We start from the raw sequence: 13,254 nt of genomic DNA, 5'->3' as shown, positions 1-13,254 counted from the left end.
ATGATAAGCATAGATCGACGCGAACTGGTGAATTGCAAACAATAAAAAATCCTGCAAATGCTGGGCTTTTGAGGCTATGGCATATAAGGCATATGAAAGTTCGTTTTAGGTTAATGGCGGAGAGAGAGGGATTCGAACCCTCGATATGGTTTCCCATATACACGCGTTCCAGGCGTGCGCCTTCAACCACTCGGCCACCTCTCCAGAAGTTCGCACTATACCCAGAAAGAAATAACGTGCAAGTCTAAACTATACATTCAAAACCCAAAAAACAAATTCATTTATTAAAGTAAGAGCTTTTATCTGTTGAATAACAAGCACATCCCTTCTTTTTAAGAAAAAACTTTTTTCGTGGATAGGTTTGTAGAATACAATAATGAGAATAAAAAGATTGTCACCAGTTATAAACTTTCATGCTCATTTACGCACTTTCTGCTTTACAAAAAAATACTTCTCTTAAAATTAGCATACAGCCCATAGTTTTACACAACCAAATAATTAAAATCACTTACTTATACGTCATAGGAAGGGATGGTATGTGGGGGAAGAACATTTTAAGAGAGGATAAGCGGCTCTTATGCATTTTCTTAAATAGCACGAATTTTTGCAACATTGAGAGCTGTAAAATAGTGTGATGGTATCAGTTTTCTCTTTCATAGGATTACATAATAAGCCCTATTCTAAATCCTCTATTCAATTTCACACTTCTATATTTAGTTGATACTAAAGAAAATAAAATTCAGAAAAAACTTTGTATTTTTAATTTAATATGTATGAATATATCTTATTTTCTGAAATGAAAAAATAGTCTCATTTTGATCAAATACAAAATCATAAAAATGCAAACCTGTTTTCATTTTTACCATATACTTTTAAATCCAGCTTTACAGTTTTCAAAATATCTAAAGTAATCTCAATTATTTAAAAAAAATTATGTATTACTTCATACTTTTGATTATCGCATTCTTTAAGCGTGATATGGTCTCATCACAAAACAGAATACTCTAAAAATACTATTTTCTTTCCCATCCACACGTTTGTAAAAAAACATCTCTTAAAGCTTGCTACATCTACCTCATACGGTATCTATGAATGGTATAAAATCTATTGGATAACATCATCTTTCCTTAAATAAAAAGTAAAAGCCAAGTACTATCACGCTATTTGTCGCCTAATGTTACAATATCTATTGCTATTTGAGAGAATGCATAAAAGGAATTTATTCTTTCTTAGAGTGTTTTTATCCATACATTACTCCTCCTTGTAATGTATAAAAGAGTAATTTTTATTAATTAAATATAGAGAAATTTAAAACGAAAAAACCCTACAATATTCAGGGTTCTCATTATGTAAAACGATAAATTACCATTATAAATTAATATACTGTATTAATGTTTTACAGCACTAAAGATCTGATTAGTCTGCAAAATGAGCTCGTTCTTTCCCCTTAATGTTCTTTATTACCTTATATCCTTGCTTAGAGCACGTACAGCTCGTGCAGTTTCACATTGTAATGCTTTTTGTGCTAAAATTTTCATATCTTCAAAACTATGAGTCTGTAAACACGCCTTTACTGGAGAAATATCGCAAGATATCATAGAAAGCTCATTAATTCCCAATCCAGTCAAAATCATTGCACCAAAAGGATCTCCAGCCATACCACCACATACACTAACCCAACACTTATGTTGTGCAGCTCCCTGAATAGTATGATAAATCATACGCAAAACTGCTGGATCAAGGCTATCAGCTTCAGACACAAGGTACGGATTTTGCCGATCAACAGCCATTGTATACTGTGTTAGGTCATTGGTTCCAATTGAAAAAAAATCAACATGGGCGCTTAATACATCTGCCATAATGGCCGCTGCTGGAACTTCGATCATAATACCAAGTTTTAATTTTGGTGCATCAACATCGTTGCGGATTTCCTCTGCAATCTTTTTTATAGCGACAATCTCTGAAACAGACATGACCATCGGAAACACAATCCATAGATCTCCACCCTCTTTTGCCGCTCGATATAAAGCACGTAATTGAGGCACCAAAAGATCACGTCGACGTAACAAAAGCCGCGTTCCTCGAACACCTAAAAAAGGATTGTCCTCTTTAGATAAATGTAAATGCGTAACCTGTTTATCTCCACCAATATCAAGTGCACGAATAATTAATGGCTTATCTCCTACAGCTGTAATCATCGCCCGATATATATTAAATTGTAGCTCTTCATCCGGAATATATGGATTCTCTAAAAACAAAAATTCCGTGCGCATGAGTCCAACACCTTCAGCCCCTAAATCAAGCGCAACAGGAACCTGATTTGCGTAATTGACATTAGCCATGATACGAATTCTTTGACCATCTGTCGTTTGCGCTGGTAATCTACATGCATTTATTTCACTGACACGTTTTTGCGCAACAGTATCAATATGCCTTTGAGCATCTTCAACGTCTTCAAGCGTAGGATTAAGGTAAATAAACCCGTTATCGCCATCAATAATAGCCTGAATATCAGACTGAATTGCTAAAATATCATCACCTGCAGCAACAACCATTGGAATACCAAGAGTACGCGCCAAAATAGCTGTATGAGATAATGGACCTCCCCATGCTGTTGCTAATCCTTTTACCCTTGTACAATCAAGTTGTGCTACATCAGAAGGAGAAAGGTCATTTGTAACCAGAATTACACCATGTGGAATATCATTTAAAAAGAACGATCTATAGGATGGATTGATTTCACCTAAAACACGTCGACCAACATCAACTAAATTAACAGCACGTGCTGCTAACAAAGGATTATCTACCTTAAAAAACATATCTGAAAATTGACGAACCGCTCTATCCCAAGACCAAGCGACACCATGACCTTCCGCTATAAAACGACAAGCTTGAGCTATTAAATTTTCATCTTCAAGCAAAACCATTTGCGCAGAAAAAATCGCAGCAGAATCTGCTCCCATACGCACTGTAATATCAGAAATCACAGATGCCATTTTATGTTTTGTTTTTGTAAGAGCATTTTCAAGACATGCTGCACCAGCTGCAAAATCAATTGGCTGATCTATTATGGAAATATCATTTTGCCTTAAAACAAAAATCTTACCAAATGCTAATCCTGAACTCGCTCCAACACCAGAAATGCCTTTTTGCATAGAGCGTGGATACCAACCATGAAAAGCCTTTGTTTGAGATTCCATTGCTCTCATCAGACATTTTTCACTAATACTCACTTTTTTTGCAATAGCAATGGCATCATTGAGAAGTTGTGCTCCTTCTGCAGCATCTGTAGAAAAAATCAGAACATCACCGTTTTTTGCTCCTAATTGCAATAAACCAACCAAATTTTTCATTTCAACGGTATATTGACCATGGCGAACTCTGATAGAGTTTTGAGCCTTTTTCGCAAAATCAACCCATAGAGAAGCTGGTCGTGCATGAAGACCACTTGGATAATCTAAAGTCCATTCCTGACACACCGAAAGGTCACCAATAAAAGTTTTTTCTATCTTCATCTCTTGGTCAAACAAAGTTGTAACAATTTGCTGTTTGTCCATAGTTGTTGCAAGTACTTCAAGCTGTTTTTTATCAAATAAAAGAGACGTCAATTTTTTACAAATTTCTCTATAGCGATCTGGACACGCTGCAATGGCAATAACCAAATATGCTTTCTTGCCATCCTGCCACTCAACACCAGCAGGCACCTGTATAACAGCAACAGCATCCTTGATAATTAAATCACGATTTTCAGCCATACCATGAGGAATGGCTATACCATTTCCAAGCCAAGTATTGGTTGTTTCTTCACGTGCAAGCATACTTGCCAGATAACACTTATCAACTGCACCAACCTGCACAAGCAATTCAGCAGCAGCATAAATTGCATCATTTTTATGATCAAAAGCAGCTGCAAGTTGTACAGATCTTATAGACAAGATTTCACCATCAGTAAAATCTACATTCATTGCTTCTGCTTTCTCATATCTCATCATGAATTCAAATTGCCTCACATTTGAACACCAATATCTCTGATACATTCCTTTTCAAAGCTGCATTTCCCAAAATACAAGCTATAAATACCACCACAGCTCTCTTTATATTTTACAGAATATAGCTAAGTGAGGTGCTTAAATACCTCAATATAACCGATAAAACAATTAGATATTATTATCCACCTCAGTGCTTAAAACCATCATAAACAAGTCTGCCTCTTACTCTTTTACTTTACAAAGACAAAACCCCGTTTTTTACAGCACCAATCACCTGAAAAACTATGCTTTCAAAATGCTCTCATTATCCTAAGTTATCCAACATAACTTTTCACTATTCTCCCTACAAGAAAGCATCCTTCCCAATCATCCGTAACTTCAGCTAATATTTTAATTGATTCCTCAAAGTTTATTTAACCTATTATCCCTCTTTATAAGTTCATTACATAATTACAAATTGCTCCATGCAACTTATCATCTTTAAAATTCCGTGCTACCCATCTTATGATATCAAACTCTCGATATATAATATTTATATATTTTAAGCTACACCTTTACTTCAATCAATATCGCAAATACACAATACCCTCTGTCGCACATTTGCAAAGTACGACATCCCCTCCCAAGCACCATCACCAACTACTAAAATCAAGAAAAACTCTACAAATAAGATAAATAAAGTAAAAAATGAAAAGCAATTATTGCCTTAACCCTAGCTCTTATGCTTGTCTATTTTCAACAATACACAATAATAGTGAAATCAGAAAAAATATTCTTGAAGGGCGCTGATTGCAAGTTGGTTATTTTTATATCTTTAAACACCGTACTCCTTAAAAATATAATTTCACTCTCGATTTACCGAAAATTCCTTAATGCACGTCACTTTCAAAGTAGTTTTGACTACCTTCTTATGGATTTTTTATCCCTATGTCTTTTTAAATGAATAGCCCCACCTACCCACACTACCACCTAAAAACAGTATGACAACTCATCAATACCACAATGCCGATAAAAAGATCCATCTTTATCAAAATGATTACATCAATAATGCTCTCATTAAATTTCTCATAATTTTCTGAAAACAAACTGCTTCTCTTATAAGAAATTACTCGACGCTTCTTCATACATAAAAAGAAAGTCTCTCCTCACTGATTATTATACAGAAACTTATCAACAAACTCTATCATAATATCAATATGTTCAGTACTTAAATACTAACATAACAGCGCACAAACTTTTTCCCTCATTGAGAAAAGCCATTTCCCCGATTCTACCTTTTTATCTTCTACATTTATTATAGTACCAACGCAAAAAGAGAAAGATGAGATTCATCTTTCCCTTTGAATACTTATAAAACCACAACTACAATTCAATGAAATCCCGTTGATGGCTAGAGAGTGTTACAGATTACTCTGCTGCCTCCACCATAGGAATGACTGAAACATAGGAACGATTACCCGCTTTGCGTTGAAAAGAAACCTTTCCATTTGATAATGCAAAAAGCGTATGGTCTTTTCCAATGCCGACATTGTTTCCAGGATGCCAACGTGTACCACGCTGGCGAATAATAATATTTCCGGCAATAACGGTTTCACCACCAAATTTTTTAACGCCTAGACGTTTCGATTCTGAATCACGACCATTACGCGAGGAACCACCAGCTTTTTTATGTGCCATAGATGCTCTCCTTTAATCTTTCTTACTCTTTGATGCTACAGATGCTTTCTTCTGCGACGCAGTCTTTTTTTCAACCATTTTTTTAGCCGTCTTCTCAACAGAAGCAGCAGCTTTTGTTTCTTTTGGTGTAGTTTCTTCTTCTTCTTTTATAGGTTTCGCAGCAACTTTTTTAGGTTTTGAACCACCCATTAAAATTTCTAAAACACGAAGCCTCGTAAATTCTTGACGATGGCCACGCGTGCGTTTAGAATTTTGACGACGGCGCTTCTTAAATGCGATAACCTTGCGCCCACGTGCCTGTTCTAAAATCTCAGCTGTCACCAATGCATCAGCAACGACAGGGGTACCAATAACCGCATTACCTTCTTGCCCAACCATTAATATATCATTGAATTCAACCACATCACCCGCATTTCCACTAACTTTTTCAACTTTTACCACTTGATTAGCAACAATGCGGTATTGCTTACCACCAGTTTTAATGACTGCGAACATTTTTTATCCTTCCGTTCACTCCAGCTCTTATTTAATTTCTGCCTTGAAATAAGGGAAAATAGGCTGCTTTTTATCAGTCGTAATAGGTCCCAAAGAAGGATAAAACCTTCTTCAACACAAATATGCGCAGATTTCCCCACGCTTATATTTTGTACATATGAAGGAATTTCTATTCTCTGTCAATAAAGTCCCATAAAAAAGAAAAAAAGGTTGTACCAAAAACAATTGAAGGTTATCTACCCCTTATACACTCAAATAGTGCCGATTTTTGTTTCACTTTATTATGGAGAGATGGCTGAGTGGTTGAAAGCACCGCACTCGAAATGCGGCATAGGGGCAACTCTATCGGGGGTTCAAATCCCTCTCTCTCCGCCATTAATTTATAAAGCGATATTATTAAAACTGTCTTTAATCGTAGCTTGTCTGTAGCTTGCCAGCGGGGTTTGTATATTTTGCCACTAGGTTTTGTACCAATTTATTTTTTTCTCAAAGAGTTTTTAAGAGGTTCTCAAAGGATCTTCAAAGACCTTTCAAAGGTCTTTATCGTTTTTGCGAATAAATTCTCATTTTTACAATTTTTGCACTTTTTTGATTTTCTGTTACATAAATCTAGTTCAGATAACAAGAGAACGCATAGTAAAATTAAAGAATTATCTCATATTTCTCTCTCATTCTACTTTTGCTTAGTTAGTACAAAACCTACTGTCAAATTATATTTATTTTGCACGTCTTGCTTGAATATGTGCTAGCAACCCTAATGTTGAACTATCGCGATTATCCGCTTTACTTTCTCCACGAAGAATTGGTAGTAACTCGTTTGCTAATTCTTTACCAAGTTCAACACCCCATTGATCAAATGAATTAATATTCATTAAAATCCCTTCAACAAAAGTGCGATGTTCATAAAGCGCAATAAGACGACCGAGTGCAAAAGGCGTTAATGAATCTTGAACCAGCGTAATGCTGGGACGGTTTCCTTTAAAACTTCTATGACGTGCTAAATGATCTGCTTCACCCTCATCAACTCCATTTTTTATCAAGATATGCCGAGCATCTTCAATACTACGCCCCTTCATCAAGGCTTTTGATTGTGCTAAACCGTTTGCTAGCAACATCTCATACATAGAATGTAATTTTTTCTCATGCCCTTTTATAAATAAAATAAATTCTACAGGAATAATATCTGTTCCTTGATGCAGAAGCTGAAAAAAAGCATGTTGACTATTTGTTCCTGAATCCCCCCAAACAATTGGACCACTTGAAAAACTTAATGGTTTTCCATCCAGCGAGACTTGCTTACCATTTGATTCCATATCAAGCTGTTGTAAATAAGCTGGAAAATGTATTAAACGCTGTGCATAAGGAATGATCGAACGTGATGAATAACCACAAATAACACGATGCCAGAATCCTAAAAGAGCAAAACGAATAGGAATATTTTTATGCAAAGGCATAGTTTTAAAATGTTGATCCATTTGCAAAGCACCATTGAGAAATTGGCGAAAATTTCCACCACCTATTGCAAACATAACAACAAGTCCAATGGCTGACCAAATTGAATAACGTCCTCCAACCCAATTCCAAAATTTAAAAACTCTTGTGGAATCTATGCCAAATTCTGCCACTTTATCAAGCGCACTTGAAACAGCAACAAAATGCGTACAAACGGCTTCTTCTCCTAAATGTGAACAAATCCACTGACGTGCAACTTGAGCATTGACCATTGTTTCAGCCGTTGTAAAAGTTTTAGAAGCAATGACAAACAGCGTTGTTGCTGGATTCAAAATAGAGAGAGTATCAGAAATATGGGCACTGTCAGCATTCGAAACAAAATGACACTGTGGACCATCATGATAAGGTTTTAAAGCATACGTGACCATTGCAGGACCAAGATCAGAACCACCAATACCAATATTGACAATATCACTTATTCTCTCGCCACTGCCTCCCTTATAGCTTCCATCACGCACCTTTTCAGAAAATCTTTCCATATCGTCAAAGACGTCTTGAATATCGCGAATAAGATTATGACCATCCAACATGAAAATTTCATCAGCAGGTAAACGTAATGCAATATGAAGAACTGAGCGTTTTTCAGTTGTATTAATCGCCTTACCAGAAAACATTGCATCACGCCGGCCTAACACATCTGCTGCGACCGCTAAATCATCTAGAAGTTGCAATGTTTTAAATGTCACACCACATTTTGAAAAATCGAAAAGAAGATCATCAAGTCTGAGGGAAAAATGGGAAAAACGCTGTTCATCTTCTACAAAATGCCGACGAATATCATAGACCCCATCCTTTGCGGCATGGTTTCTTAAAGCTTTTAATGTGGCTTCAAAAGCCATTTCATTTCGAATCGAAAAGCTATCTCCCATAAGCTTATCCTATACGGTTATTGATAATGAAATCTATGCCCAAACAATAACAAAGCAGAAAGCATCTCTTTTATTGCTCGCTATTTTCACTGCTCACATAAAAATGAAGGAATATACAAAATATAAAGGATAAGATCCGAAAATGATATTTTTACAAGAATAAATTTTCAAATCTTTTCTATCATATACATCATTTAACTTGATTGAGTTCTTTTGTTAAACGTAAATCTTCTTCTGCTTTTGGTCTTATAAAACGCCCTAAAAAAAGATAAACAACCGGTGTAACATAAAGCGTAAAAATAGTTGCTAAACCTAAGCCACCAACGATAACCCAACCTAAAGCTATACGAGCTTCTGCGCCAGCACCTTTGGCTAAAACCAAAGGAATACCTCCTAAAATGGCACAAATCATTGTCATACAAACTGGACGAAGGCGAATGTTTGCTGCTTCTTCTACGGCTTCACGCACGCTTCTTCCCTGATCACGTAATTGATCTGCAAATTCAACAATGAGAATACCATTTTTTGCCATAACACCAATTAACAAAATTAATCCAATTTGGCTGTAAATATTAAGACTCACACCACTTAATAGCATAGCAATTACAGCACAACCAATCCCTAATGGGACAGTGGCCATGATAATGAATCCTGAAATAAAGCTTTCAAACTGAGCAGCCAAAATCAATAAAATAATCAAAAAGGCAATGCCAAAAACAATCATAAAATTGGAAGATGTTTCATTAAGCGTTTCGGCTTCCCCTAAGGGAACCAAATAGGTTCCTTTTGATAACAAAGGAGAAGCAATTTTCTGTACAGTTTGGTAAGCTTCCCCTAAAGCGATATCTGGAGCAAGATTTGCGCTTAAAATAACAGCACTCATGCGTTTTTCCCGTTTTAATTGAGGAGCAATAGCTTTTTCATGTAAACGCGCAATAACCGATAAAGGAACATATCGATTGTCTTTGGTTTTTAAAAAAATATTTTCTAAATCGCTAGGACTCTTCATAGAATTTGTACGCGATATCAATTTAACATCGTAAGAATGATCATCCACGTTAATGGAACCAATCTTTTTACCATCCAACATTGTTTGTAATGTATCGCCCAAATTGGTGATATCAATCCCTAAATCGGAGGCTTTTTTTCGATTGATTTCAATAAAAAATTGCGGTTGCGTTGCATCAACAGTAAGGCGTGGGCGAATAAAACGCGGATCATCTTGTAAAGCACCTACCAGCTTATCAGCAATGGGTTGTAATATTGCATAATCATTGCCAAGAATTGCAAATTGCAACCCTTGCCCAGTTCCGCTCACACCTAGAGAATTTCCCTGCGCAGCAAACACAAAAACTGCGGGAAACTGTTTAACCTTTGCATTAATATCTTTCACGATTTCTTGCTGACTCCGTAAACGTTTATCCCAAGATGAAAGCAATAAAATCAAAAAAGCAGTATTGGGTGAACCGCCAGCACCCGCAATAGAGTAACTGTTAGCAATCTCCCCTGCATCACGTAATGGCTGTAGACTTGCTTCAATTTGCTCTATTTGCTCGTTCAAATATTGTGTTGAAATACCTTGTGGTCCATTAATAACCAAAAAGATCACAGCTCTGTCTTCTGCTGGCGTTAATTCCTGTTGTAGCTTCGTATAGCCTCCAACACAAAGACCCGCAAAAATAAGTGAAGCAAAAACAACAGCCCAAGGCTTTTCTAAACACTTATGCAAACTGTAAGTATATGCCTTATGAAAAAAAGTACCTAATTTATATAAAAAAGCAAAATGATGGGACTTTTCCTCTTTTTCCTCAATATGTTCTTTGAGAAAACGCGAAGCCAACATTGGACAAAGCGTTAAGGCAACAACTGAAGAAAGCAAAATAGAAATTGCCAAAACAAAACCAAATTCTCTAAAAAGACCTCCAACTTGCCCAGGAAGAAAGGAAATAGGAACAAACACAGCCACTAAAGTCAATGTTGTTGCTAAAACAGCAAAAAATACTTCACGTGTTCCTATCACCGCTGCTGCTCTGGAACCTAAACCCATGTTGCGCCACCGAACAATATTCTCAAGAACAACAATGGCATCATCCACAACAAGCCCTGTTGCTAAAACAAGTCCTAAAAATGTGAGAATATTCAATGAAAACCCTACAAGATAAATAGCCGCAATGGTACCAATCAAAGCGACAGGAAGAGATAAAGCAGGTATCAGCGTTACACGAATGTCTCTGAGAAAAAGAAAAATGACCAAGATAACGCTCAAAATAGCAATACCCAACGCAACTTCAACCTCATGAAGAGCGCTTTTAATAAAAATTGCATCGTCATTAATAACGTCTATATTTACAGAAGAAGGAACAATACTTTTGAGATTATCAACAACGGCTCTCACACCTTCAGAAATATTAAGAGTGTTGGATTGTGCTTTACGCACGATACCTAATCCAATACCTGTCTTTCCATTGATACGAAGAATAACTGTTTCTATATCCGGCGATAAAGTAACATGCGCAACATCACCAAGATGCACATGAGGCTTTAAAACAACTTGTTCAAAAGATTCTGGTGTTGTTAAACGTGCAGTAGCACGTACAACTAAACTTTGCTTAGAATTGCGTAATGACCCTACTGGCACATCTGTTGTCATATCAGCAAGAACACGTGAAATATCTGCTACAGTTAATCCATAACTTGCAAGTTTTGCTTGATCTATATCAATCTGAAAAATCTTTGTGCGAGCACTATCGACCTGTACATCACCAACACCATCAACAGCAGAAATAGCATCAACAATCTGATCGTTTACAATCGTGGTTAAATCATCAACACTCATTGTTGGTGACGTCACAACCAAATACATCATGGCAGCAGCATTCGAATCTGCTTTAATAATCAAAGGCGAATCCGCATCTTTCGGTAAAGAATAGGTAACACGAGAGAGAGCATCACGAATATCAGATGCTGCAACATTCAAATCAACACCGACATTAAAGTTAATCTTCACACGGGAGCGTCCAAAAGAAGACGTTGAAGAAATCGTCTTAACACCTGAAACACGAGAAACAGCATCTTCTATAACTTTTGTAACTTCACGATCAATTGTTTCTGCCGATGCACCAGAAAACATCGTCACAATCGTTGTTACAGGAGTATCAACATCGGGTAATTCTCTTACATCAACATTTAACCATGCTGCAAATCCTGCAATGATGATCATAGCATTCAAAACAAGAGTAAAAACCGGTCTGCGAATAAATAAGGTAATGAGACCACCTTGCTCCACCTTTGACATAGGCTGTTTTGTGCTCAATTCTTGGCTCATTGTATATCCGTTCCATAACCTACTGATAATTGCTGTTGATGAGACTTTGGATCATCAATAGTTACTTTACTTCCTGGATAAAGCATTTGCACCCCTTGAATGACAACTTGATCACCATTTTCTAGGGGAGCTTTCACGAAAACCTGATCCGCTTTATGCTGAATAATTGTTACGGGTATAGACTCTACTTTTCCTTCTCTCACACGCCAAACGAATGACCCTTTACTATTCCATTGCACTGCAAGAGGATTAACGACAGGAAAAGAACCACCATGAAACTGCAAGGAAACAGAAAAGGACATACCAGACATGAGCGTATCTTTTTCATTGTTGATTTCAACCTGAACATGAAGTGTGCGACTTTCTGGATCAACGATATTATCAATCGCATAAATATGACCAACAAAAGATCTATCTGGCTGCGCGATTAACGTTGCCGTTACCTCATCTCCTTTATGGATGCGCGACACATATCGTTCAGGGGCCCATATATCGACCAAAATACGTTCTCTATTCTCAATACGGCCTATTACAGTATTAAGGGTCACGTTATTCCCCGCATCAACGGGCAAAATACCAACAACTCCAGGAATCGGTGCTCGAATTGTTCGCCGATCGAGATCTAATTCAGCATTACGCAAAACTAAATTTGCGTTATCCAACTCTAAGCGTGCCATAATTTCTTGAACTTCCGTTGCTGTATTGCTGGCGCGTAATTTAAGAATACGCGAAAGCGTCAATGCATTGTTATCACGTTGCACTTTTGCTTTTGCAGCCGCTATTTCTTCTTTTTTAGAATCAAGCTTTGCAATCACATCATCAGCTTGTACTTTTGTACCCGCTGATACAAAAAGCTTATCAATAACACCTGAGGATAAAGGGGTAAGCTCGACTTCTGCAAGAGCTTTTCCACTCCCAAGAACGTTAAGTTGTTCGTAAAGATCTTGAACTTTTACAAGATCAACGACAACATTTACCGGTGGCCTTCCCATTTTTTCATTTGAAGCTTTATCCGATACTCTTGTTTTATCCACCATAGAAATGGGTTGGTCTGCACTCTTTTTTCCAGCCCAATAAGTAACCGTTAAAACAACGATTAAAAACACTAATGGAAAGCTCTTTTTTAATAACGCCATACATCCGCCCTTGCTGTGTCATGTTCATCTGAAATAGTTTTCAACAGTAATATCGGCGTTTTACACAAAAACCCAACAGCGGGTGTATATATCTTACCCCCACCGCAAAAAACACATCTCACCTCTGCTTGACTATCTTTCATAGATTAAAACGTCAAGTTAACTATCGTTCATATTGCTTTGTATGGTCATGACAAAAAAATGTTCATATCAAAACCAACTGAAGCCATAATATATTATATCCTTTTTTA

Annotated in this window: 6 protein-coding genes and 2 tRNA genes; 1 reads left to right on the top strand and 7 read right to left on the bottom strand. The window is 36.8% G+C overall.

Annotation, left to right across the window (positions count from 1 at the left end; all coding sequences use genetic code 11):
- Nucleotides 1-114 precede the first annotated feature (114 nt).
- The 4 genes from ACFING_RS01150 to rplU form a co-directional block, all read right to left on the bottom strand.
- Nucleotides 115-204: transfer RNA gene (locus ACFING_RS01150), tRNA-Ser, on the bottom strand.
- A 1,256-nt stretch (nucleotides 205-1,460) separates the two neighbouring features.
- Nucleotides 1,461-3,992 carry a phosphoenolpyruvate--protein phosphotransferase gene (gene ptsP / locus ACFING_RS01145; protein ID WP_375629275.1) on the bottom strand — a complete coding sequence of 844 codons (2,532 nt, stop codon included), beginning with the start codon at nucleotides 3,990-3,992 and terminating at the stop codon, nucleotides 1,461-1,463.
- Nucleotides 3,993-5,396: 1,404 nt separating this feature from the next.
- Nucleotides 5,397-5,666 (bottom strand): 50S ribosomal protein L27, encoded by a 270-nt coding sequence (gene rpmA / locus ACFING_RS01140; RefSeq protein ID WP_273723965.1) that lies wholly within the window; start codon nucleotides 5,664-5,666, stop codon nucleotides 5,397-5,399.
- A 12-nt stretch (nucleotides 5,667-5,678) separates the two neighbouring features.
- Nucleotides 5,679-6,161 (bottom strand): 50S ribosomal protein L21, encoded by a 483-nt coding sequence (rplU, locus tag ACFING_RS01135; RefSeq protein WP_375629272.1) that lies wholly within the window; start codon nucleotides 6,159-6,161, stop codon nucleotides 5,679-5,681.
- A 285-nt stretch (nucleotides 6,162-6,446) separates the two neighbouring features.
- On the opposite strand from rplU, the gene ACFING_RS01130 reads away from it, so the two are divergent.
- Nucleotides 6,447-6,536, top strand: a tRNA-Ser gene (locus ACFING_RS01130).
- Between the two features lie 341 nt (nucleotides 6,537-6,877).
- Here ACFING_RS01130 and pgi read toward each other — a convergent pair.
- The 3 genes from pgi to ACFING_RS01115 all read right to left on the bottom strand — a co-directional run bounded on the left by pgi (nucleotide 6,878) and on the right by ACFING_RS01115 (nucleotide 13,003).
- A complete protein-coding gene (gene pgi / locus ACFING_RS01125) occupies nucleotides 6,878-8,542 on the bottom strand; it encodes a glucose-6-phosphate isomerase (RefSeq protein WP_375620830.1) in 1,665 nt (554 codons plus the stop codon).
- Nucleotides 8,543-8,732: 190 nt separating this feature from the next.
- Complete coding sequence (locus ACFING_RS01120; RefSeq protein WP_375629269.1) at nucleotides 8,733-11,867, bottom strand: efflux RND transporter permease subunit; 3,135 nt, start codon at nucleotides 11,865-11,867, stop codon at nucleotides 8,733-8,735.
- Nucleotides 11,864-13,003, bottom strand: a complete 1,140-nt coding sequence (locus tag ACFING_RS01115) for an efflux RND transporter periplasmic adaptor subunit (RefSeq protein ID WP_375620832.1) — start codon at nucleotides 13,001-13,003, stop codon at nucleotides 11,864-11,866. The genes ACFING_RS01120 and ACFING_RS01115 overlap by 4 nt, the downstream gene beginning before the upstream one ends.
- Nucleotides 13,004-13,254 lie beyond the last annotated feature (251 nt).

It is taken from the genome of Bartonella sp. AP150HLJHH (genome assembly GCF_042196385.1).
Taxonomy (GTDB): domain Bacteria; phylum Pseudomonadota; class Alphaproteobacteria; order Rhizobiales; family Rhizobiaceae; genus Bartonella.
This window is presented reverse-complemented; position numbering and strand designations above follow the sequence as displayed.

Bases quoted from the DNA above. Each gene is read 5' to 3' on its own strand.
- ACFING_RS01120 (WP_375629269.1), bottom strand. From the start codon at position 11,867: ATGAGCCAAGAATTGAGCACAAAACAGCCTATGTCAAAGGTGGAGCAA.
- ptsP (WP_375629275.1), bottom strand. From the start codon at position 3,992: ATGATGAGATATGAGAAAGCAGAAGCAATGAATGTAGATTTTACTGAT.
- ACFING_RS01115 (WP_375620832.1), bottom strand. From the start codon at position 13,003: ATGGCGTTATTAAAAAAGAGCTTTCCATTAGTGTTTTTAATCGTTGTT.
- rpmA (WP_273723965.1), bottom strand. From the start codon at position 5,666: ATGGCACATAAAAAAGCTGGTGGTTCCTCGCGTAATGGTCGTGATTCA.
- pgi (WP_375620830.1), bottom strand. From the start codon at position 8,542: ATGGGAGATAGCTTTTCGATTCGAAATGAAATGGCTTTTGAAGCCACA.
- rplU (WP_375629272.1), bottom strand. From the start codon at position 6,161: ATGTTCGCAGTCATTAAAACTGGTGGTAAGCAATACCGCATTGTTGCT.